Here is a 21,133-nt window from a genome sequence, read left to right as displayed (position 1 = left end):
CGACCTCGCCACCGACTGATAGGGGTTGGCCGGCTCGATGAAGGACACGCCGAGCGCCGTGGCCCCCAGGCGGGTCAGGGTGTCGGCCGTGCCCTGGGACGGCACGCCGCGCGCGATGAAGGGCACGCTCCAGGTGGCGGTGAAGCCGTCGGGGGCCAGGGTGCGCTGGGCGGGCAGGAAACCGCCGTCGAAGCTGGGATGGGGCCAGTCGCTCTTGCCGGTGTCGGTGGTGGTCTTGGCGTAGGCCAGGACGGCCAGGCGCTGGGCGCCGGAGAACTTCATGTTGGCGGTGGCCTGGAACCGGGCGTCCGGCTGGGCGAGGCCGCCGGCCGACGACCCGAACAGGCGCAGGTCGCCCCTGGGCCTTTCACCATCGCCGCCGCCCCCGACGTCCGACAGCACCGAGGCCGGAGCCACGGTCAGGGCGCGGCCGGCGGCGGTCAGCACGATGTCGGCCTGGGCGCCCCGGGCGTCTGAGGCGCCGATCAGCAGCTCGGCGCGGGCCCAGTCCAGCACGGCGCCTCGCGGCGCCTGGGCCGCCACGCCGATCAGGTCGAAGTCGGCCTTGAAGGCCAGGTCGGCCTGGTAGACCGGCACCTTGAACAGCGACCGGTGGCGGACCTCGGACTTGGCCTGGACCTGGGCCTCGCCCTTGACCGGGAAAATCACGAAGACCCCGCTCGTGGAGCCCACCTTCGGGTCGCTGGCGGGGATCGTATAGGGGACGCCAAGCACCGGTCCCAGGAAGGTCTGTGGCCCGCCCACCAGCTCGCCGACCTCGCGCGCCACCTCTTCGGCGCGGTTGGTGCGCCCGTCCAACAGCATAAAGACGAAGAAGGCCGGGATGCTCATCAGCACCGCCAGGGCGCAGACCAGCAGCAGCTTCAGGCCCATCGAGCGGCTGGGGGTGCGGATGAGCGGCGCGGGGTTCACCTGGCTGGCCCTAGTACACCCGCGCCTTGGGCGGGATGTAAGCGATGTCGTTGGTCATGGTGAAATCGTGCACCGGGCGATAGTCGATGGCCACCTTGCCCGTGGCGTCGTCGAACCAGGTCAGGGTGTGCTTCATCCACTGGGCGTCGTCGCGATCGGGGAAGTCCTCGTGGGCGTGGGCCCCGCGGCTCTCGGTGCGGTTGTGCGCGCCCACCACCGTGGTCACCGCCTGGCCGATCAGGTTGTCCAACTCCAGGGTCTCCATGAGGTCGGTGTTCCACACCATCCCTCTATCGGTCACCTTCAGGTCGCCGCGCTGGGCCTGCACCGCGTCCAGGCGCTTGACGCCGGACGCCAGGCTGTCGCTGGTGCGGAACACCGCGGCGTCCTCCTGCATGGCCATCTGCATCTCGAGGCGCAGGGCCGCCGTCGTGGTGCCGCCCGAGGCGTTCCGGAACCGGTCGAACCGGGCCAGGTGAGCATCGCTTTCGGTCTTCTTCAGCTCCGGCTGGGTCGCGCCAGCCTTGATGGTCGCCGCCGTGCGCAGGGCCGCCGAGCGGCCGAACACCACCAGGTCGATCAGGGAGTTGGACCCCAGCCGGTTGGCCCCGTGCACCGAAACGCACGCCGCCTCACCCACCGCCATCAGCCCCGGCACCACCTTGTCCGGATTGTCCCCGTCCCGGGTAACCACTTCCGAGAAGAAGTTCGTGGGGATACCGCCCATGTTGTAATGCACGGTTGGGAGTACAGGAATTGGTTGTTTCGTGACGTCAACACCCGCGAAGATCTTGGCGCTTTCGGAAATCCCAGGCAACCGTTGGTGCAGGATCTTGGGATCCAGGTGATCGAGGTGCAGGTGGATGTGGTCTTTCTTCGGACCGACACCCCTTCCTTCGCGGATCTCGATGGTCATGGCGCGGCTGACCATGTCCCGGGGCGCCAGGTCCTTCACGGAGGGCGCATAGCGCTCCATGAACCGCTCGCCTTCGGAATTGGTCAGGTATCCGCCCTCGCCCCGGGCGCCCTCGGTGATCAGGCAGCCGGCGCCATAGATGCCGGTGGGATGGAACTGCACGAACTCCATGTCCTGCAACGGCAGGCCGGCCCGCAGCGCCATGCCGCCGCCGTCGCCGGTGCAGGTGTGGGCGCTGGTGGCCGAGAAATAGGCCCGGCCATAGCCGCCGGTGGCCAGGATCACCTGCTGGGCCTGGAACCGGTGCAGGGTGCCGTCATCCAGCTTCCAGGCGGTCACGCCACGGCACACACCCTCGTCCATGATCAGGTCGAGGGCGAAGTACTCGATGAAGAACTCGGTCGAGTGGGCCAAGGACTGGCCGTACATGGTGTGCAGCATGGCGTGGCCGGTGCGGTCGGCCGCGGCGCAGGTGCGCTGGATCGGGGCCTCGCCATAGTTGCGGGTCATGCCGCCGAAGGCGCGCTGGTAGATCTTGCCCTCCGGCGTGCGGCTGAAGGGCACGCCCCAGTGCTCCAGCTCGTACACCGCCGCCGGCGCGTTGCGGCAGAGGTATTCGATGGCGTCCTGGTCGCCCAGCCAGTCCGACCCCTTGACGGTGTCGTACATGTGCCAGCGCCAGTCATCCTCGCCCATGTTGCCGAGACTGGCGGAGATGCCGCCCTGGGCCGCCACGGTGTGGGAGCGGGTCGGGAAGACCTTGGTGATGCAGGCCGTCTTCAGGCCGGCCTGGGCGCAGCCCAGGGCCGCACGCAGGCCGGACCCGCCGGCGCCCACGACGACGACGTCGAACTTGTGATCGATGAACTCATAAGTCGCCATGGGACCGATCAAGCGCCTCCCAGCGCGACCTTGAGGATGGAGAACACCGCCAGCGAACCCGCCAGGCCGCAGACGAAGAGGTTGAGCAGCAGCAGGGCCGACTTGGTGAGGGTCTTGTGGATGTAGTCCTCCACGATGACCCGCATGCCCGAATGCATGTGCAGGAAGGAGATCGCCGTCAGCAGGACCATCAGCACCGCATTGACCGGCTGGCTGATCCAGGCGACCGCGCCGTAATAGTCCGTGCCGGCCAGGGTCAGCGCTCCGAACACCGCCCAGAGGACGAGAGGGATCAGGGCCACCGAGGTGATTCGCTCCGACAGCCAGTGCCCGACGCCATGCTTGGCCGAGCCGAGGCCGCGGGCGCGGCGAAGAGGGGTGCGGTAGTTGTCCATCAGAGCGCTCCCGTCATCCAGGCGATCGCCCAGACCGCGAGCGTCGCGGCGACGGCGAAGGCGAAACAGGCGACAGTCGCCATGTTGGCGATGGGCAGCTGGAAGCCCTTGCCGGCGTCCCAGAAGAGATGCTGAACGCCCTTGGCCAGGTGGTAGAAGATCGACACCGTCAGGCCGAACATCACGACCTTGCCCAGGAATGAACCCAGAAGATCCATATAGGCCTGATAGGCGTCGGGCCCGGCGGCCAGGGACAGAGCCCAGCCGGCCAGGATCAGCGCGCCGACATAGAGCGCGACGCCGGTCGCCCGGTGGACGATGGACCCCGTCATGGTGATGTGGAACCGCCAGTGGAAGGCCAGCGGGCCGCCGGAGGTCAGGTGCGGCGACAACGGGCGCTCGCGAAGGCCAGTCGGGGTTTCAGCCATGACGGTTTCCAAGAGGATGAAGCGGCTCCGCTTTTAAGCGCCGGTCGCCGGGTGTCAACGAAGGGGCGCCGCGCTGGACGCCTCGATCACCCGGGTGATGCGGCGGACGGTTATGTCTTGTCCGGTGATACCGGCCGCGCGCTGGAACTCACCGATCGCCGCCTCGTCGGGAAAGACGGTCACCCCGAACAGGCTGTCGCCGGCGACATAGGTGCAAATCCAGTGGATGGGCCGGCCCGTCGCGGCCATGGCGTCGACGGCGATCCGCGCATGGCGGGCGACCTGGGCCTCGTCGTCAGTGTCGAAGCCCGGCGGGATCTTGCGTTCGGTCAGGACCTTGATCATGGCGCGCTCCTTCGCTTGATCCGAAGGTTGAGCCCCATTCACAACCGTTTCAATGCGTCTTATCTAGACCCATCCTTCGCGGGAGACGAAGATGCGCTTTGATCTGGTGGACCTGAGGCTATTCGCCGACATCGTCGAGGCTGGCTCCATCACCCATGGGGCCGTCCGCAGTCACATCGCCCTGGCCGCCGCCTCCACCCGTGTGCGGGCGATGGAGGAGGAGATTGGCGCGACCCTGCTGACCCGCAGCCGCCAGGGGGTGGTCCCCACCCCGGCCGGCCAGACCCTGCTGAAACACGCCCGCCTGATGCTGGAACAGTCGGCCCGCTTGCGGGAAGACCTGGGCGCCTATGCTGGCGGCCTCTCGGGCGAGGTTCGCCTGCTGGCCAACACCAATGCTTCGACCGAATTCCTGCCCGAGGCGCTGGGGCGCTTCCTGTCTGACAATCCCAAGGTCCGGGTCGACCTGGAGGAGCGGCTCTCCGACGAGATCGTCGGCCTGATCGCCGAGGGGGTGGGGGACATCGGCATCGTCGCCGGCACGGTGGATGTCGGGGGACTGGAGACCTTCCCTTTCCGCTCCGACCGCTTCGTGGTGGTGGCGCGAAAGGACCACCCGCTGGCGGCCCGCGCCCGCGTGGCCTTCGCCGAGGTGCTGGCCTTCGACCTGGTGGGACTGGAGCGCACCAGCGCCCTGCAGCGCTTCCTGGCCGACAAGGCCGCGCGCCTGGGCTCGGGCCTGAACCTGCGGGTCCAGCTGCGCAGCTTCGACGCCGTCTGCCGGCTGGTGGAGGCTGGGGTGGGCGTCGGCGTCGTGCCCCAGTCCACCGCCGTCCGGGTCGCCAAGACCACGCCGCTCTGCGTGATCGAGCTGGAGGACGACTGGGCCGTCCGCGACCTCACCCTCTGCGTCCGCCGGTTCGCTGACCTGCGCCCCTATGCGCAGGACCTGGTGCGGAGCCTGCGGGCCTAGCTCTCCACGGGCTCGACCAGCCAATCGGCCGAGCGCATCTCCTGAAGGCGCGAGGCCGTGCGTTCGAACTCGAAGGCGCCGTCGCCCTGCGGATAGAGGGCGACCGGGTCGGCTTCCGCCAGCACGATCAGGCGGGTGTGGGCCTCGTAGAGGGCGTCGATGAGGATCACCAGCCGCCTGGCCTCCTCCCGCCGGTCGGGGCCCAACTTGGGCACGTCCTCAAGGAACACCGTGTGGAAGCGCTCGGCGAGGGCGACATAGTCATTGGGGCCCAGCGCCACCGCGCAGAGGCTGGCGAAGGAGGCCCGCACCATGCCGCCGGCCGCGTGGGGCAGATGAACCTTCCGGCCCAGCACCTCCAGGGTCTCGCCGATTTCAGCCTCCTTGCCCAGCATGTCACGCCACAGGGCCGCGAAACTGCGCTGGTTGTCGGGGTCGTTGGGGGAAAACCAGGTCCCCGCCGCCCGCAGCCGGTCCAGGCGGTAGTCGTGGCTGCCGGCCACGCTCACCACGTCCAGGCGGCCCTTGATCATCTCGATGAAGGGCAGGAACAGCTGGCGGTTGATGCCGTCCTTGTAGAGGGCGTCCGGGACCCGGTTGGAGGTCGCCACCAGGGTCACGCCGCGGACGAACAGGGCCTCGAACAGCCGCCCGAGGATCATGGCGTCGGCGATATCGGTGACCTGGAACTCGTCGAAACACAGCAGCCGCGCGCCATCGGCCACCACGTCGGCCACGGCGGGGATCGGGTCGTCACCCCTGTGCTGGCCGAAGCGGACCTTGCGGGCCGCGGCGTCGCCCGAGCGCCATTCCCCGATCAGCCGGTGAATCTCGCCCATGAAGACGTGGAAGTGGGTACGGCGCTTCTTGGCCACCGGCGCGACCTCGTAGAACAGGTCCATCAGCATGGACTTGCCCCGCCCCACCGGTCCCCAGAGATAGACCCCGCGCTGGGCCTCCGGTTTGCGGAAGAAGGCGGTGAGGCCCGAGGGCTCAGCGCCCTCCAGGTCCCCCTCCAGCCGCACGAGCGCGGCCAGGCCCGACATCTGCGCCGGATCGGGACGAAGGGCGCCCGTGGCGAGACGGGCGTCGTAGGCGGCTTGCAGCAGGGAGGCCATCGCCTCCGCCTAGCCCGCCACGCCCGGGATCACAACAGGGGGGACAGGCTCTAGCCTCCAGGGGTTGGATCTGGCGACGCACAGGGAGACCTTCATGCCGCAAGACCCCCGCAGCTTCTCGCCCGACACCCCCGAGCCCGGCGTGGCCGACGAAATCGACGCCGAGGCGATCGACGAGGACCTGGAAGCCGAGGGCGGCCATCAGGGGAGCGGCCGCCGCGGCGGCGCGCCTGCCGACCGTGAGCACGGGATCAAGACCCGCGCCCACAACAAGGACATCATCAGCGGCCGGGCGTAACCGAGGGCGCACCGGCCTTCTTCGCCACCTGCGCCAACTCCTTGCGGACAAAGCGGTAGGTTTCCCGCTTCTCGCAGGCGCAGGCTCGCATCTCGCCCTTCGCGTTCCACCAGACCAGGGTGGGATAGCGGATGCCGGTCGGCTCGCTGACGGCCACACCGTTGTCCTTCAGCAAGGGGCGCAGGTCGTCGGTCATCTTGCGGCCGGCCTCGATCACCGCGCTGCGGGCGATGTCGCTGTCGGCGGGGATGATGCCGGGCGCGGTCCAGGCGGCGGGGACAACCGCCTCCCAGGCCTCCATCAGGTCCCAGGCGCTGGGGGTGCCATGGCGGATCCAGAGCTCGGCCACCGTGCTCCGCTCCACCGGCGTCGATTTCGCCAAGCCGTTCATGTCGCGCCGCGCGATCTCGATGACCCGGGTGTCGATCCCCTGCTCGTGCAGGGCCGGAAACTCTTCCTTCTTGAACCGCAGGCAGTCGGGGCAGGTCCGGAACGAGACCATGTAGAGCTTGCCCTTGGTGAGGCCGGGCGAGGCCCAGCCCGCGCTCTCCAGAATCTTGGTGATCTCGGCCTGGTGCTTGGTGATGGTCTGGGGCCGCCAGCGCAGCTCGTAGTTCCAGTAGGCCCAGGCCCCACCGCCGGCCAGAACCACCACCAGCAACAGGATCGCCCAGGTCCGGAACTTCATCATCAAACTCCAGTCTACGAATAGGATGAACGCAGCGAACCCACTGTGTCACCGCATGGTGGGGATGACGAAGGCCGAATCTTCGCTGGCGCCCTCAGGCCATCGGGCGGTCACCGTCTTGACCTTGGTGTAGAACTTCACGCCCTCCATGCCGTGCTGGTTGGCGTCGCCGAAGGCGCTGCGCTTCCAGCCGCCGAAGGTGTGGTAGGCGACCGGCACCGGGATGGGCACATTGATGCCCACCATGCCGACATTGACCGAGGCCGCGAACTCGCGCGCCGCCCGGCCGTTGCGGGTGAAGATGGCTACGCCGTTTCCGTACTGGTGCCTGGACGGCAGCTCGACCGCCTCCTCGAAGGTCTCGGCCCGGACGATCTGCAGGACCGGCCCGAAGATCTCCTCCTGGTAGGTGCGCATGGTGGGTTTCACCTGATCAAACAGGGTCGGGCCGATGAAAAACCCCTTCTCGTAGCCCTGCAGGGAGAAGCCGCGGCCGTCGGCCACCAGCTCGGCGCCCTCGTCGACCCCCATCTGGATATAGTCGGCCACCCGCTGGCGGTGGGCGGCGGTGACCACCGGACCGTATTGGGCCGAGGTGTCCGACGAGATCCCCACCTTCAGGGTCTCCATCTCGGCCAGCACCTTCTCGCGCACCGCTTCGGCGGTCTTCGCCCCCACCGGCACCACGACCGGCAGGGCCATGCAGCGCTCGCCGGCCGAGCCATAGGCCGCCCCGATGATGTCCTTCACCGCCTGGTCCAGGTCGGCGTCGGGCAGGATGATCCCGTGGTTCTTGGCCCCGCCCATGGCCTGGACCCGCTTCCCGTGCGCGGTCCCGGTCGAGTAGACGTAAGAGGCGATGTCCGAGGAGCCGACGAAGCTGACGGCGGCGATGTCGGGATGGGTCAGGATGGCGTCGACGCTGACCTTGTCGCCGTGCACGACATTCAGCACCCCCTTCAGGTCCATCCCCAGCGCCGCGCCGGCCTCCATGAACAGTTCGGCCAGGCGCACCGGCAGGGTCGGGTCCTTTTCCGACGGCTTGAGGATGAAGGTGTTGCCCACCGCGATGGCGATGCCGAACATCCACATCGGGATCATGCCCGGGAAGTTGAACGGCGTGACGCCCGCCGCCACCCCCAGCGGCTGGCGCATGGAGTAGACATCGATGCCGGGCCCCGCGCCCTCGGTGTATTCGCCCTTCAGGGCGTGGGGGATGCCGCAGGCGAACTCGATGACCTCCAGGCCCCGCTGGATATCGCCCTTGCTATCGGCCACCACCTTGCCGTGCTCGGACGAGAGCAACTCGGCCAACTCCTGCATGCGGGCTTCCACTAGGCGCTTGAACTCGAACATCACCCGCGCCCGGCGCTGCGGATTGACCGCGGCCCAGGCCGGCTGGGCCCGCAACGCGGCCTGCACGGCGGCGTCCAGCTCGGCGGAGGTGGCGAGCGCCACCCGGGCCTGCACCTCGCCGGTGTTGGGATCGAAGACCTCGCCGTAGCGGCCGGAGGTCCCGGCGACGGACACGCCGTCGATGAAGTGTGTGATCTCGCGCATGGATCGCTTCTAGGACGGGATCGCCCCTGTGGGTAGGGGCGCGAGCACCGACCGCAGACCCCGGCTAAGCGCCGCCGGGATCACCGAGGTGTGGCTCTCATCCTGGAAGACGTGGGAGGTCACCGGCAGACTCCGCGCCGTCAGTCGCCCGGCCATCTCCCGCATATGGTCCACCATCGGCCAGCGTGGGTCGGTCTCCAGCCCGCCCACCGATAGGAAGAGCCGTGTCGCCGGGTCCGGGTTGGCCACCGCCTCGGTGGCGAAAGCCTCCCGATCCCGCCACCAGAGGGCTGGGCTGTTCGCCACATGCCGGCTGAAGGCGCCGGGCCGAGTCAGATAGGCGTGCAGGCTGAACAGGCCCCCCAGCGAACTCCCCACCAGGGTCTGGTCGCCGGGATCGGTGGCGTAGCGCTCAGCAATGAAGGGCCGGACCTCCCCGATCAGGAAATCCAGGAAGGCCTCTCCACCGCCGGCCGGTCCGATGTCGGGCAGGGGCTGGTTCCCCATCTGGGCCAGCAGAGTCTCGTGGAAGGCGTCGTCGGAGCTCGGCGTCAAGTCCCGGGTGCGCAGCCAGCCATAGTCGCGGCGGCGGCGGCGCGGCCCCTTCAGCTGGTAGCCCACCCCCACCAGCAGGCAGGGCGGAACCCCGTCGGCGTCCTGCAGGAAGCGCAAGGCCTGGGCCGCGATCCCGAACACCGTATTGGCGTCCATTACATAGACCACCGGTAGGGGATGGTCGGGCCGCATTCCCCTCCACGGACTGGGCAGGGCGACGTCGATCTGGAAAGTCTCGCCGATGACGTCGCTATGCAGGCCGTACCGGTGGGTCGCCAGGATTGTCGCCGGCTCATGCTCCATGGTCGTCATATCCGCCCCCTCTGATGGAGACGAAGCTTGGCGGGACCGCGCTCTCCCCGCCAGACTTGAACACCGCTCATTTCTTCCCAGCTAAGGACCAGGGGAGAGCCCTTGCACCGGGTGCTCGGGCGAGGGCATCTTGCTCCCATGAGCAGTGTCGCCACCGAAGCCCTGCCGGCGCGGCGGGCCTACCACGACCACATCGTCGACACCCTGATCGCCGAGCGCGCCCCCAAGCTCTCGGGCGGGGTCGCGTGGCCCCTGCTTCGCCCCCTGCTCTATCGCCTGCTGGACTATCGCAAGGCGCGATCCATGGCCGACGCCATCGCCCCCATGGGCGGCCGCGAGGCCCTCGACTACGTCTCGCGCCTGCTGGATGTGAAGGTCAGCGTGCGCGGCCTCGAGCACCTGCCGGCCACCGGGCGCCTGGTTCTGATCTGCAACCACCCCACCGGCATCGCCGACGGCGTCGCGGTCTATGACGCCCTGCGGGCCCTACGCCCAGATGTCTGCTTCTATGCCAATTCCGACGCTCACCGGGTGTCCCAGGCCTTCGGCGAGGTGCTGATCCCGGTGGAATGGCGCGAGGAGAAACGCACCCGCGAGCGGACACGCAACACCCTCAACCTGACCCGCGAGGTGCTGGAGGCCGAACGCCCCCTGGTGATCTTCCCGGCCGGACGCCTGGCCAGACGCGGCCTGGACGGGGGCCTGGCCGAGTCGCCCTGGATGAGCAGCGCACTCTCCATCGCCCGCAAGTACGAGGCTCCCATCGTACCCCTGCACCTGAGCGGCCCCTGGTCGACCCTGTTCCACTTCTTCCACCAGTTCTCTCCGGAGCTGAGGGACATCACCCTGTTCCATGAGCTGCTGAACAAACGCGGCCAGCAGTTCCACCTGACCGTCGGCCCCATCGTGGGGCCCGGGCGGCTGGACACCGAGGTCACCACCGCCACCGACCAGCTCAAGGCCTATGTCGAGCACGTCCTGCCCCAGCATCCCGACCGGGCCTTCGCATGATCGTGGAGGCGGCCGGCGACTTCCGCCTGGATGACGAGGACGCCACCTCCGCCCTTGGCGCGGCCCTGGCCGGGACGCTGCGGGCCGGCGAGGCCATCTGTCTGACCGGCCCCCTGGGGGCGGGGAAGTCCACCCTGGCCCGGGCCCTGATCCGCGCGCTCACCACGCCCAAAGAGGACGTGCCCAGCCCCACCTTCACCCTGGTTCAGTTCTATGAGGGGGCCTCCATTTCGGTGGCCCATTTCGACCTCTACCGGCTGACCAGCGCCGACGAAGCCTATGAGATCGGCCTCGATGAGGCCCTGGAGGACGGGGCGGCCTTGATCGAATGGCCCGAACGGCTGGAAGGTCGCCTGCCGCCCGACCGGCTGGATATAGAGATCACCATCGAGGGGGAGGGCCGCCGGGCCCGCCTGACCCCCAACGGCGCCTGGGAAGGACGTGGGTTTGAGTTCCGATCGTGAGGCCATCAAAAGCGCCTTCCTGGAGCGGCACGGCTGGGGCGACGCCACCCGCGTGCCGCTGAGCGGCGACGCCTCGACCCGGGCCTATGAGCGGCTGCATCCCGCCACCGGGCCCAGCCTGATCTTCATGGACCAGCCGCCGAACGCCGAGACCGCACCCTGCCATCCCGACGCCACGCCGCAGGATCGCGCCAAGGCCGGATACAACGCCCTGGCGCGCCTCGCCGCCGGACGGGTGGACGCCTTTGTCGCCGTCGCCGAATGGCTGAAGGCCCAGGGCCTGTCGGCGCCAGCCATCCTCGCCCACGACGCCGCCCAGGGGTTGGCGGTGCTGGAGGACCTCGGCGACGACCTGTTCGCCGTGCTTATCGAGGGCGGCCTGGACGAGGCGCCGCTCTACGACGCCGCCATCGAGGGCCTGGTGCGCCTGCACGAGGCGCAGGCGCCCAAGGTGCTCACGGCGCCGGGCATCGAATGGCCGCTACTGGACTATGACGAGACAGCCCTGAAGACCGCGGGCGATATCCTTCCCGAATGGCTGCCGAAACTGAAGCCGGAGCTCAGGTTCAGCGACGCCGCTGTCGCCCAGTGGGACGCGATCTGGGCCCCGATCCGGGCGCGGGGCGCGGCGGGCGCATCGGTTTTCTGCCACCGCGACTATCACGCCGAGAACCTCATTTGGCTGCCCGACCGCCAGGGCGCCGCCCGCGTCGGCCTGCTGGACTTCCAGGACGCGGTCCGCGCCCATCCGGCCTGGGACATGTCGATGCTGCTGCACGACGCCCGGCGCGATGTCTCGCCGCAGCGGGAGGCCGCGGCCCTGGCCTACTACTTCAAGCTCCGCCCGGACCTCGACCAGGCGCAGTTCCTGGCCGACTATCATGCGCTCGGCGCCCTCAATATCGTGCGCATCCTGGGCATCTTCGCCCGGCTGGTGACCCGCGACGGCAAGCCCCGCTACGCCGCCTTCATGCCCCGGCTCTGGCGCTACCTGGACGCCTGCCTGGCCGATCCGGCCCTGGCCGACCTCAAGGTCTGGTTCGACGCCAACGTGCCCGCGAGCTCGCGCACATGAGCACGTCCGGCCCGAAGGTGGCGATGGTCCTGGCCGCCGGGATCGGCAGCCGCATGCGTCCCCTGACCAATGACCGGCCCAAGGCCCTGGTGACGGTGAAGGGCAAGGCCCTGATCGACCATGTCCTGGACCGCTTGGCCGAGGCCGGGATCGAGACGGCCGTGGTCAATGTCCACCACTTCGCCGACCAGATGGAGGCCCACCTGGCGGGCCGCACCAACCCCCGCGTGGTCATCGCCGACGAGCGCGCCGCCCTTCTGGACTCCGGCGGCGGCATCAAGAACGCCCGCCACCTGCTCGGCGACGACCCCATCCTGGTGGCCAATATCGATAGCCTGTGGGTCGGCGGCGAGGTTCCGCCCCTGGAGGCCATGAAGCGCGCCTGGGACCCGGAAAAGATGGACATGCTGCTGCTGCTGGTCCCCCGCGGCCAGGGCATCGGCCTGGAGGGGCCCCGCGGCTTCCGCCAGGAGCCGGACGGGCGCATCGTCCACATGGCCGACGACGCCAACCCCGCGCCGCTCGCCAATGTCGGGTTCCAGATCATGAAGCCGCAGCTGCTGGACGATCAGCCGGAGGGCGCCTTCTCCATCCTGCCCATCTGGTGGCGTCTTCAGGACGAGGGCCGCATCCATGGCGTGGCCATGGACGCCTTCTGGCTGCACGTCGGCGATCCCGCCGCCCGGGACGAGGCCGAAGCGAGGCTGACGTGATCGCCCTGCTGGGCGGCGCGGGCCCCCGCTGGTTCAACATCCCGGCCCACCGCCCCTTCGTCCAGGACCTGGCGCGGGGCCTGTTTGACGCCCTGGCGCCGCTGGGCCCCGAGGCCCTGTCCCAGGCCGTGGTTCTCACCCCCACCCGCCGGGGCGCCCGGGCCCTCGCCGACGCTTTCATCGCCGCCGCCGGAGGCCGCGCCGTCCTGCCGCCGCAGATCAGGCCCCTGGGCGATCTGGACGAGGGCGAGCCGCCCTTCGAGCCCGGCGATCTGGCCGTCGACCTGCCCGCCGCCATCGCGCCCCTGCGCCGCCGCTTCGAGCTGATCGCCCTGGTGAAGGGCCACGAAAAGGAATTGAAGCGCGAGCTGGACGCCTCGGCCGCCCTGGAATTGGCCGACGCGCTCGGGTCCTTCCTCGACAGCCTGCAGATCGAGGAGGTCAGCGCCAGGGGTGGCCTGGCCGACCTGGTGAGCGCCGACCTCGCCGAGCACTGGCGGGTCAGCCGGGAGTTCCTGGAGACCGCGCTCACCGCCTGGCCCGCCCGCCTGCATGAACTTGGCGTCGTCGATGTCAGCCAGCGCCGGGTGACCCTGCTGCGCGCCCTGGCCGAAAGCTGGGACCGCAAGCCTCCCGAAGGCATCCTGATCGCCGCGGGCTCCACGGGCACCGCGCCCGCCACCGCCGATCTGCTGACCGTCATCGCCCGCGCGCCCCAGGGCGCAGTGATCCTGCCCGGCCTCGACGAGAGCCTGGCCGACAAGGCCTGGGCCCAGGTGGGCGAACAGCACCCTCAAGGCGCCATGAAGCGTCTGCTGACCCGCGCCGGGATCGCCCGCAGGGAGGTGCTGCTGTGGCCTGCCTCCGACACCCTGGACACCGCCGGCCGCTGGCGCCGCCGGGTGATCAATGAGGCCCTGCGCCCCGCCGAGGCCACCGCCGACTGGCTGACCGTCATCGAAACCCTGCGGGCCGAGGGCCAGGCCGAGGACATCGACCCCATCGCCGAGGGGCTGAAGGGCCTGTCGGTGGTCACCGCCCGGGGTGAGGAAGAGGCCGCCACAGTGGCCGCCCTGCTGCTGCGCGAGGCTTTGGAGGTTCCCGGCCGGACCGCCGCCCTGGTGGCGCCCGACCAGACCCTGGCCCGCCGCGTCGCCGCCAAGCTGGCCCGCTGGGGCGTGGGCGCGGACTCCTCGGCCGGCTCGGCCCTGGCCGGCCGCCGCTGCGGGGTGCTGGCCGCCCTGGTCGCCAAGGCGGCCGACGACCCCTTAGACCCCGTCACCCTGCTGGCCGTCGCCAAGCACCCCTTCGTGCGCCTTGGCCTCGACCCCGAGCCCCTCGACCGCCGCCGCACCGCCCTCGAGCTGCACGGCCTGCGCGGCCCCCGCAAGACCACCTGGGCCGCCCTCGACGCGCAGCTGCGGCGCAAGATGACCGAGCCGCGCGCCGACCTCCCGGCCCTGGAAGAGGCTCTGGCCTTCGCTGGCCAGCTCCGCGAGACGCTCACCCGTCTGCAGGCGCCCTATGACGCCGACGGCTATGCCCGTCCTGCAGAGGCCGCCCGCACCCTGGCCCAAACCATGGAGGCCCTGGCCGCCGACGAGACCGGGGACACCGGCGAGCTCTGGGCCGGCCACGGCGGCGAGGCCCTGGGCCGTTTGCTGTCCGGCCTGATGAGCGAGTCCGACGGCTCACCCGCCGTCAGCCGCCGGGGCTTCGCTGACCTCCTCGCGCGCCTGATGTCTGGCGAAAGCATCCGCTCGGGCGGCGCCACCCATCCGCGCCTGCGCATCCTGGGCGCCATCGAGGCCCGCCTGACCCGCGCCGACCGGTTGATCGTCGCCGGCCTGGAGGAAGGCGTCTGGCCCCAGGGCGCGGCGCTGGACCCCTTCCTGTCGCGACCGATGCGCGAGGCGCTCGGCCTGCCGCCCCCGGAGCGCCGCGTGGGCCTGGCCGCCCACGACTTCGCCCAGGCCGCCTGCGCGCCCGAGGTGATCCTGCTGCACTCCGAGCGCCGCGAGGGCGCGCCCGCCGTGAAGTCCCGCTGGCTCTGGCGGCTGGAGACCCTGGCGCGCGGCGCCGGTATCGACCTGCCGACCCGTCCCGAGATTCTCGACTGGGCCCGCGACCTGGACGCCTCGCCCGTCTACGAACCCGCCAAGCGCCCCGCACCCCGCCCGCCGCTCGCCGACCGCCCTCGCGAGATGGCCGTGACCCGCGTCGAAGCCTTGACCCGGGACCCCTACGCAGTCTGGGCCCGCGACATCCTGCGGCTCTACCCCCTCGAGCGTCCTGACGAAGCGGTGGAGGCCCGGGCTCGCGGCACCGCCATCCACAAGGCCTTCGAGCGCTTCGCCGACGCCCACCCGGTGGAGGTGCCGCCCGACGCCGCGTCGATCTTCGAAGCCCTGTACGTCACCGCCCTCGAAGAGGCCGGCATGCCCCACGAGGCCCTGGCCCGCGAAAGCGCCCTGGCCCGCGAAGCCGCCCTCTGGGTCGCCGACCTGGAACGCCGGCGCCGCGCCGACGGCCGCACCATCCATGTGGAGCTGAAGGGTGAGCTGGAGATCAACGCGCCTGGGGGCCTCTTCAAGGTCAACGCCCGGGCCGACCGCATCGAGATATCCCCCGACGGCTACGGCCACATCCTCGACTACAAGACCGGCAAGGCGCCCTCGCAGAAGGTGGTGGACACCGGCTTCTCGCCGCAGCTGACCCTGACCGCGGCCATCCTGGCCTATGGCGGCTTCCCCACCCTGGGCCGCCCCATGCCCGGCGACCTGACCTATCTGGAGGTCACCGGCCGCAAGCCCGCCGGCCGCGAGGAGACCCGCGCCGCCGCCGGCGAGGAGAGCGAAACGGCCGCCCGCACCGCCCTGGACGGTCTCGGCAAGCTGGTCGCCCGCTTCGATGACCCGGCCCAGCCCTACCTGTCCCGATCGGCCCCACAGTTCGTGAAAACCCACATCAGCGACTACGACCACCTGGCCCGGGTGTTCGAATGGTCCACCAGCGGCGACGAGGAGGGCGAATGACCGTCATCCCCTTCCCCACCCGCGAGATCGATCCGCAGCGTGTGGCCGCCGACCCGGAGCTCTCGGCCTTCGTCACCGCCAACGCGGGCTCGGGCAAGACCAAGACCCTGATCGACCGGGTCGCCCGCCTGCTGCTGGCCGGGGCCGAGCCCGCCACCATCCTCTGCGTCACCTACACCAAGGCCGCCGCCGCCGAGATGCAGCGCCGGCTGTTCGGCCTGCTGGGCGACTGGTCGGTGCGCGATGACGCCAGCCTCAGCGCGGCCCTGTCGGACCTCGAGGGCCGGCCCATCCTCGACTACGACCACCTCCGCCTCTCCCAGGCCCGCGCCCTCTTCGCCCGCGCCCTGGAGACCCCCGGCGGCCTGAAGATCCAGACCATCCACGCCTTCTGCGAGAAGCTGCTGCGCCGCTTCCCCCTGGAGGCCGGCGTCTCCCCCGGCTTCCGGGTCATGGACGACGCCGCCAGCGCCGCCATCGCCGACGCCGCCCGTAAGGCCGTCGCCAGACTGGCGCTCAAGGGCGAGGGCTTGGTCGCGGAGGCCTATGCCCGCTTCTCGGTGGCCCTGGATTTCCAGAGCTTCCAGTCGATGTTCGGCGACTTCGAGAGCGCCCGGGGCCGGCTGGCCGTCTATCTGGAAAAGCACGGCGGCCTGCCGGGCGCGGTGGCCGATGTCTGGGACGTCTGCGGCTTCCCGGAGCCCGAAGATCCCGAGGCGGTCGAACTGCGCGCCGTCGCCGCGCTGAACCTGCGCACCTGGCGCGAGGCCGCCGAGGTCCTGGCCCAGGGCGGCAAGGCCGACGCCAAGAATGGCGCGGCCCTGCTGGTGCTCGCCACCGACCCCAGTTTCCACGGCGCCCTGGCCTGCCTGTTCACCGACAAGGGCGAGGGGACCCCGGCGACATGGGTGGCCAAGACCAGCGGCCTCAAGAGCCACGAACCCCTGCGCGCGGGCCTGCTGGCCGACCAGGAGGCCCTGGAGGAGGCCCGCGCCTGGCGTCGAGCGGCCCAGGTGGCGGTGGAAACCGACGGCGCGCTCATCCTGGCCAACGCCTACCTCACCGCCTACGCCATGGAGAAGGCGTCCTACGGCGCGCTGGACTTCTCCGACCTCATCGAGAAGACGCGGGATCTGGTGGCCGAGAGCCCGGCGGCGGCCTGGGTGCTCTACAAGCTGGATGGCGGCATCGATCACATCCTGGTGGACGAGGCCCAGGACACCGCGCCGGACCAGTGGGCCATCGTCCGCTCGCTGGCAGGCGAATTCTTCTCCGGCGCAGGCGTCCCTACCGCGACCCGGCTGGAGCGCAACATGTTCGTGGTGGGCGACGAGAAGCAGTCGATTTACTCCTTCCAGGGCGCCCGGCCCGAGCTGCTGATGGAGCAGTTCGAGTTCCACAGGGACCGCGCCACCGGGGCCGGCTTCCGCTTCGAGAAGGTGGACCTGCTGGATTCCTGGCGCTCGACCCCCCAGGTGCTTACCTTTGTCGACGCGACCTTCTCCTCGCCGGAACTGGCCACCGCCATCCTGCCGCGCGCCCTGGCCGAGCCCATCACCCACAAGGCGCGGCGGATCGACCACGCCGGCTGCGTCGACATCTGGCCCCTGGAGCGGGAGGAGAAGGGCGACGTCCGCGAGGCCTGGGACGCCCCCCTCGACCAGGAGACCGAGGCCAGCGCCAACAAGCGCCTGGCCGCCCGCATCGCCTGCGAGATCGGCGAGCTGCTGACCCGCGGCGACGGGGTGTTCGACAAGGGTCTGGGCGCGAGGGGCGAATGGCGCCCCGCCCGCCCCGGCGATGTCCTGATCCTGGTGCGCCGCCGCAAGGCCCTGTTCGAGGAGATCCTGCGGGCCCTGAAGCACGCCAAGATCCCCGTCGCCGGCGCCGACCGCCTGGCGCTGTCCGAGCACATCGTCTTCGACGATCTGGTGGCGACGGCTCGCTTCGTCCTCTTCCCCGCCGACGACCTGACCCTGGCGGCCCTGCTGCGCAGCCCCTTCTGCGACCTCACCGACGACAGCCTCTACGCTCTCGCCAAGGGCCGGCAGGTCAGCCTGTGGCAGGCGCTCACCGCCCGCGCCGAGGAGCGCCCCGAGTGGCTCGAGGCCCACGACCTGCTGACCCGCCTGCTGGAGGAGGCCCGCGAGCGTCGGCCTTTCGAGTTCTATTCCCGCCTGCTGGGCGCCCGCGACGCGTTGGGACGCTCCATGCGCCAGCGCCTGCTGCGCCGGCTGGGGGGCGAGGCCGAAGACGCCCTGGACGAGTTCCTGGCCCAGGTCCTGGCCGCCGAGAGCCGGGGGGTCGAGGACCTGGAGAGCCTGACCGCCGCCTTCGCCAGCCTCGACATCACGGTCAAGCGCGAGATGGAGGCCGGCCGCGACGAGGTCCGGGTGATGACGGCCCACGGCGCCAAGGGGCTGGAGGCGCCCATCGTCTTCCTGCCCGAGACCACCCTTTCCCGTGGCGCGCGCGGCACACCCCTGCTGGAGACCGAGGACGGCGGCTTCCTCTGGTGCGCCAGCGCCAAGGGCGACTGCGAGGCCTCGGCCACCGCCCGCGAACGCCGCGCCGCCCGCGAGGAGGACGAGGCCTACCGCCTGCTCTATGTCGCCCTCACGCGGGCCCGCGACCGCCTGGTGCTCTGCGGCCGGGTCGCCGCCAACGCCAGGGAGGAGAACCTCAAGGGCTGGTGGGGGGCGCTCACCGCGGCTTTCGATCATGCGCAGGTCAGCCCGCACAAGCGCGCCACCACCTGCGGCGAGCTGCAGATCCTGCGATTCGGCCCCGACCCCGTCGCCCTGGGCAAGGCCGCCGACAACGCGGCGACCGCGACGACCGCCCCCGCCTGGACCCGGGCGCAGGCCATCGTCGAGCCCCACGCCCGCTACGCCTCGCCGTCGCAGCTGGGGGAGGACGCCGCCACCCCGGCCGCCTCGCCCCTGGCGGTGGTCGCGGGCCTCGGCCGCTTCCGGCGCGGCGACCTGATCCACCGCCTGCTGCAGATCCTGCCCGACCTGGCCCTCGAGGCTCGCTCCGCCGCGGCCCTGCGCCTGCTGGCCCGGGAGCGCGACCTCACCGACGAGCAGCGCGCCGAGATGACCGGCGCGGCCCTGGGCGTGCTGAACGATCTCCGCTTCGCCGAGGTGTTCGGACCGGGCAGCCGCGCCGAGGTGGCGCTGGCCGGAACCGCGTCGAGACTGCCCGCCGGCCTGGCCATCTCGGGGCGAATCGACCGGCTCGTGGTGTTGGCTGACCGGGTGCTGGTGGCCGATTTCAAGACCAACCGCCCCTCCCCCGACCGCATCGAGGACGCCGACCCGGCCTATCTGCGGCAGATGGCGATCTATGCCGCGGTCCTGGCCGAAGTCTTTCCCGGCCGCCGAATAGAGGCCGCCCTGGTGTGGACCGACGGGCCCAAGCTGATGGCGGTCCCAGAATTACTTATCGATCAAACCCTTGCCGAGCTTGGCCGCGCAGGTTGATACCAGGACAGGCGCCGCCTATGTGGCGGATCGAACATCGCGGCTCATCCGTTGAGGCCGTAGGTATTTAAGGAGCTTTTGATGAGCACCGTAGCGGTCACCGACGAGTCCTTCGAGAAGGACGTCCTGCAGTCCAGCAAGCCCGTGCTGGTCGACTTCTGGGCCGAATGGTGCGGCCCCTGCAAGCAGATCGCCCCGGCGCTCGAGCAGATCGCCGCCGAGCTGGGCGCCCAGGTCACCGTGGCCAAGCTCAACATCGAGGAAAGCCCCACCACCCCCTCGCGCTACGGCGTGCGCGGCATTCCGACGATGATGCTCTTCAAGGATGGCCAGATGGCCTCCATGAAGGTGGGCGCCATGCCCAAGCAGAAGATCGTCGAATGGCTCAACGAAGCCGGGATCTAAACTGAGGGTGAGCCGCGCTCGCGCGGCTTGCCCTCCCTCCGCTCATCCCCGCGAAAGCGGGGACCCAGGCTTTTTCTTTTGGGTCAGCGCTCTTCGATAAAACACCTGGGTCCCCGCTTTCGCGGGGATGAGCGGGTGTTTTAAAGAGCCCCATACGCCTTCAGGGTCCTCAGCGCCGCCACGGTCATCACGCCGCGATACTCCAACTGCGGGCCCGGCCCCACCGTCTCCCAGCTGATCGGCCAGCCGCCGTCGTCGGCCTGCCGCGCCTCCAGCGCCGCCAGGTGATGGCCCAGCACCTCCTTGGAGAACAGACGGTGGCAGAAGCTGGCGGGTGACGGCGCCCAGTCCAGAGGCCTTTTCACATAGCCCACGGCGGCTGCGTCCAATTCCACCAGGCCGGGAATGCGCTGCGCCAGAACCGCCAGCGCGGCCTCCGCGCGCGGCCGGTCGGCGGTGTGCTCCAGGAAGGCGATCATCGGCATCAGGTCGTGAAACTTGTCCGTCTCCGAACCCTCCACCACCGACCAGCAATAGGCCTCGCCCTTGGTCACCCAGCCATGCTCGATCCCGTGCTTGCGCAGCAGACCCACGATGGCCGCCGTCGGATTGATATCGGCCGGGGGCTGCTCTCCCTCCACCTTCCACCAGACTGCGTGCGGCGCGGCGTTCACGCTGGGCAGGGCGAAGGGCAGACCGCCCTCCAGCGTGGCGATGCTGGCCAGCCAGTCGCAGGCGCGGCCCGCCGTCAGCGGATCGAAGGCGGCGACCTCGTCGAGAATCTCGAAGGCGATCTGCACGTCCACCGGCTGGCTGGCCGGATCACGCTTGTCCGGCTCCAGGGCCGAGCCGAACCCGCCGTCACGCCCCTGATAGGCGGCCAGCGCCCGGACCACCGGCTCGGCCGAGGCCCCCTCGAAATGGTGCTCGAACAGCCTGCGCTCCAGCAGCCGTCCGTTGCGCAGCAGGAAGTCACGGGCGCGGTCGAGGGCGTCGGGCATGGAGCTTCTCGCGTTCAAGAACAAAACTAGAACGAGAAAGCGGAGCGGTGCAAGTCAAACCTCCGCTCGTCCCCGCGAAGGCCGGGATGAGCGGTGGGGACAGACGTAGGAAAAGATCAGGTCCTAGGTCGGCCAGGTGTCGGGGCTAAGGGCCAGGACCTCGCCGGCGAAATGCAGACCGCCGCAGATGATCACGTGAGGGGCTGGGCCCTCCACCGCTAGGGCCATGGTCGTGGCCGTCGTCACGTCGGGCGCGGTTTCCGCCGTCAGGCCCGCCTGCGCCGCAGCGGCGGCCAGGTCTCCGGGCGACAGCGCCGTGGTGGACTCAAACGTGGTGGCGATCACGCGCGCGCCAAGCCGCCGCAGCGGCTCGAAGAAGCCCACCGAGTCCTTGCGGGCATATTGCGCCACCACCAGGGTCACCGGACGCCCGTCGCGGGCCAGGCGGTCCACGGTCTCGGCCAGGGCCCGGCCGCCGTGGGGATTGTGCGCGCCGTCCAGCCACAGGTCGGCGCCGCGCGCCACCGCCGCCGCGCCCAGC

General features: G+C 70.2%; 20 protein-coding genes. 9 read left to right on the top strand and 11 right to left on the bottom strand.

The features are described from left to right. The 5 genes from RMO97_RS17240 to RMO97_RS17220 all read right to left on the bottom strand — a co-directional run. Positions 1-933, bottom strand: a 933-nt coding sequence (locus RMO97_RS17240) for an inner membrane CreD family protein (RefSeq protein ID WP_310542255.1), incomplete at its 3' end; no start/stop codon positions are given. A 10-nt stretch (positions 934-943) separates the two neighbouring features. Continuing rightward, positions 944-2,731 (bottom strand): succinate dehydrogenase flavoprotein subunit, encoded by a 1,788-nt coding sequence (sdhA, locus tag RMO97_RS17235; RefSeq protein ID WP_310542254.1) that lies wholly within the window; start codon positions 2,729-2,731, stop codon positions 944-946. An 8-nt stretch (positions 2,732-2,739) separates the two neighbouring features. Beyond that, a complete protein-coding gene (sdhD, locus tag RMO97_RS17230) occupies positions 2,740-3,126 on the bottom strand; it encodes a succinate dehydrogenase, hydrophobic membrane anchor protein (RefSeq protein ID WP_310542253.1) in 387 nt (128 codons plus the stop codon). Beyond that, complete coding sequence (gene sdhC, locus RMO97_RS17225; RefSeq protein ID WP_310542252.1) at positions 3,126-3,554, bottom strand: succinate dehydrogenase, cytochrome b556 subunit; 429 nt, start codon at positions 3,552-3,554, stop codon at positions 3,126-3,128. Before sdhC ends, sdhD begins: the two co-directional genes overlap by 1 nt. Positions 3,555-3,608: 54 nt before the next feature. Further along, positions 3,609-3,899, bottom strand: coding sequence for a hypothetical protein (locus tag RMO97_RS17220; protein WP_310542251.1), 291 nt, complete (start codon positions 3,897-3,899; stop codon positions 3,609-3,611). 91 nt (positions 3,900-3,990) lie between these two features. On the opposite strand from RMO97_RS17220, the gene RMO97_RS17215 reads away from it, so the two are divergent. Next, the gene (locus RMO97_RS17215; RefSeq protein ID WP_310542250.1) at positions 3,991-4,872 is read left to right on the top strand and encodes a LysR substrate-binding domain-containing protein; all 882 of its coding nucleotides are present in this window, start codon (positions 3,991-3,993) and stop codon (positions 4,870-4,872) included. Here the strand turns inward: RMO97_RS17215 and zapE are convergent. Beyond that, positions 4,869-5,990, bottom strand: a complete 1,122-nt coding sequence (gene zapE / locus RMO97_RS17210) for a cell division protein ZapE (protein ID WP_310542249.1) — start codon at positions 5,988-5,990, stop codon at positions 4,869-4,871. The genes RMO97_RS17215 and zapE overlap by 4 nt on opposite strands. A 94-nt stretch (positions 5,991-6,084) precedes the next feature. Here zapE and RMO97_RS17205 point away from each other — a divergent pair, with 94 nt between their 5' ends. Further along, positions 6,085-6,288, top strand: coding sequence for a hypothetical protein (locus RMO97_RS17205; protein WP_310542248.1), 204 nt, complete (start codon positions 6,085-6,087; stop codon positions 6,286-6,288). Here RMO97_RS17205 and RMO97_RS17200 read toward each other — a convergent pair. From RMO97_RS17200 to RMO97_RS17190, 3 genes are read right to left on the bottom strand one after another with little or no spacing between them, the layout of a single operon-like run. After that, positions 6,272-6,979: a hypothetical protein gene (locus RMO97_RS17200; protein ID WP_310542247.1), complete on the bottom strand. Its 708-nt coding sequence runs from the start codon at positions 6,977-6,979 to the stop codon at positions 6,272-6,274. The two genes, RMO97_RS17205 and RMO97_RS17200, sit on opposite strands and share 17 nt — an antisense overlap. Before the next feature lie 45 nt (positions 6,980-7,024). Further along, a complete protein-coding gene (locus tag RMO97_RS17195; RefSeq protein WP_310542246.1) occupies positions 7,025-8,536 on the bottom strand; it encodes a CoA-acylating methylmalonate-semialdehyde dehydrogenase in 1,512 nt (503 codons plus the stop codon). A gap of 9 nt (positions 8,537-8,545) precedes the next feature. Beyond that, entirely contained in the window at positions 8,546-9,403 is an 858-nt protein-coding gene (locus RMO97_RS17190; RefSeq protein WP_310542245.1) for an alpha/beta hydrolase-fold protein, read from the bottom strand. Positions 9,404-9,541: 138 nt separating this feature from the next. Between RMO97_RS17190 and RMO97_RS17185 the strand changes: the two genes are divergently transcribed. The 7 genes from RMO97_RS17185 to trxA all read left to right on the top strand — a co-directional run bounded on the left by RMO97_RS17185 (position 9,542) and on the right by trxA (position 19,591). After that, the gene (locus RMO97_RS17185) at positions 9,542-10,414 is read left to right on the top strand and encodes a 1-acyl-sn-glycerol-3-phosphate acyltransferase (RefSeq protein ID WP_310542244.1); all 873 of its coding nucleotides are present in this window, start codon (positions 9,542-9,544) and stop codon (positions 10,412-10,414) included. Continuing rightward, the gene (gene tsaE / locus RMO97_RS17180) at positions 10,411-10,878 is read left to right on the top strand and encodes a tRNA (adenosine(37)-N6)-threonylcarbamoyltransferase complex ATPase subunit type 1 TsaE (RefSeq protein WP_310542243.1); all 468 of its coding nucleotides are present in this window, start codon (positions 10,411-10,413) and stop codon (positions 10,876-10,878) included. The genes RMO97_RS17185 and tsaE overlap by 4 nt, the downstream gene beginning before the upstream one ends. Then, positions 10,856-11,953 carry an N-acetylmuramate/N-acetylglucosamine kinase AmgK gene (gene amgK, locus RMO97_RS17175; RefSeq protein ID WP_310542242.1) on the top strand — a complete coding sequence of 366 codons (1,098 nt, stop codon included), beginning with the start codon at positions 10,856-10,858 and terminating at the stop codon, positions 11,951-11,953. The genes tsaE and amgK overlap by 23 nt, the downstream gene beginning before the upstream one ends. Continuing rightward, the gene (locus RMO97_RS17170) at positions 11,950-12,666 is read left to right on the top strand and encodes a nucleotidyltransferase family protein (protein ID WP_310542241.1); all 717 of its coding nucleotides are present in this window, start codon (positions 11,950-11,952) and stop codon (positions 12,664-12,666) included. Before amgK ends, RMO97_RS17170 begins: the two co-directional genes overlap by 4 nt. Beyond that, positions 12,663-15,701: a double-strand break repair protein AddB gene (addB, locus tag RMO97_RS17165; RefSeq protein WP_310542240.1), complete on the top strand. Its 3,039-nt coding sequence runs from the start codon at positions 12,663-12,665 to the stop codon at positions 15,699-15,701. Before RMO97_RS17170 ends, addB begins: the two co-directional genes overlap by 4 nt. Beyond that, positions 15,698-19,186: a double-strand break repair helicase AddA gene (gene addA, locus RMO97_RS17160; RefSeq protein ID WP_310542239.1), complete on the top strand. Its 3,489-nt coding sequence runs from the start codon at positions 15,698-15,700 to the stop codon at positions 19,184-19,186. The genes addB and addA overlap by 4 nt, the downstream gene beginning before the upstream one ends. Positions 19,187-19,267: 81 nt before the next feature. Then, on the top strand, positions 19,268-19,591 hold the full coding sequence (gene trxA, locus RMO97_RS17155) for a thioredoxin (RefSeq protein WP_304776386.1): 324 nt from the start codon (positions 19,268-19,270) through the stop codon (positions 19,589-19,591). A 140-nt stretch (positions 19,592-19,731) separates the two neighbouring features. Here trxA and RMO97_RS17150 read toward each other — a convergent pair whose 3' ends face one another. Both RMO97_RS17150 and RMO97_RS17145 read right to left on the bottom strand, forming a co-directional pair. Further along, a complete protein-coding gene (locus tag RMO97_RS17150) occupies positions 19,732-20,592 on the bottom strand; it encodes a hypothetical protein (protein WP_310542238.1) in 861 nt (286 codons plus the stop codon). A 123-nt stretch (positions 20,593-20,715) separates the two neighbouring features. Then, on the bottom strand, positions 20,716-21,133 hold a 418-nt coding region (locus tag RMO97_RS17145), incomplete at its 5' end, for a glutamate ligase domain-containing protein (protein ID WP_409035334.1).

Source organism: Phenylobacterium sp. (genome assembly GCF_031425575.1).
Lineage (GTDB): Bacteria > Pseudomonadota > Alphaproteobacteria > Caulobacterales > Caulobacteraceae > Phenylobacterium.
This window is presented reverse-complemented; position numbering and strand designations above follow the sequence as displayed.

Excerpts from the sequence above, each read along its gene's own strand:
- RMO97_RS17185 (WP_310542244.1), top strand. The coding sequence starts at position 9,542 with ATGAGCAGTGTCGCCACCGAAGCCCTGCCGGCGCGGCGGGCCTACCAC.
- RMO97_RS17190 (WP_310542245.1), bottom strand. The coding sequence starts at position 9,403 with ATGACGACCATGGAGCATGAGCCGGCGACAATCCTGGCGACCCACCGG.
- RMO97_RS17200 (WP_310542247.1), bottom strand. The coding sequence starts at position 6,979 with ATGATGAAGTTCCGGACCTGGGCGATCCTGTTGCTGGTGGTGGTTCTG.
- RMO97_RS17215 (WP_310542250.1), top strand. The coding sequence starts at position 3,991 with ATGCGCTTTGATCTGGTGGACCTGAGGCTATTCGCCGACATCGTCGAG.
- tsaE (WP_310542243.1), top strand. The coding sequence starts at position 10,411 with ATGATCGTGGAGGCGGCCGGCGACTTCCGCCTGGATGACGAGGACGCC.
- sdhC (WP_310542252.1), bottom strand. The coding sequence starts at position 3,554 with ATGGCTGAAACCCCGACTGGCCTTCGCGAGCGCCCGTTGTCGCCGCAC.
- RMO97_RS17205 (WP_310542248.1), top strand. The coding sequence starts at position 6,085 with ATGCCGCAAGACCCCCGCAGCTTCTCGCCCGACACCCCCGAGCCCGGC.
- RMO97_RS17150 (WP_310542238.1), bottom strand. The coding sequence starts at position 20,592 with ATGCCCGACGCCCTCGACCGCGCCCGTGACTTCCTGCTGCGCAACGGA.
- sdhA (WP_310542254.1), bottom strand. The coding sequence starts at position 2,731 with ATGGCGACTTATGAGTTCATCGATCACAAGTTCGACGTCGTCGTCGTG.
- RMO97_RS17220 (WP_310542251.1), bottom strand. The coding sequence starts at position 3,899 with ATGATCAAGGTCCTGACCGAACGCAAGATCCCGCCGGGCTTCGACACT.
- trxA (WP_304776386.1), top strand. The coding sequence starts at position 19,268 with ATGAGCACCGTAGCGGTCACCGACGAGTCCTTCGAGAAGGACGTCCTG.
- sdhD (WP_310542253.1), bottom strand. The coding sequence starts at position 3,126 with ATGGACAACTACCGCACCCCTCTTCGCCGCGCCCGCGGCCTCGGCTCG.
- zapE (WP_310542249.1), bottom strand. The coding sequence starts at position 5,990 with ATGGCCTCCCTGCTGCAAGCCGCCTACGACGCCCGTCTCGCCACGGGC.
- RMO97_RS17170 (WP_310542241.1), top strand. The coding sequence starts at position 11,950 with ATGAGCACGTCCGGCCCGAAGGTGGCGATGGTCCTGGCCGCCGGGATC.
- RMO97_RS17195 (WP_310542246.1), bottom strand. The coding sequence starts at position 8,536 with ATGCGCGAGATCACACACTTCATCGACGGCGTGTCCGTCGCCGGGACC.
- addA (WP_310542239.1), top strand. The coding sequence starts at position 15,698 with ATGACCGTCATCCCCTTCCCCACCCGCGAGATCGATCCGCAGCGTGTG.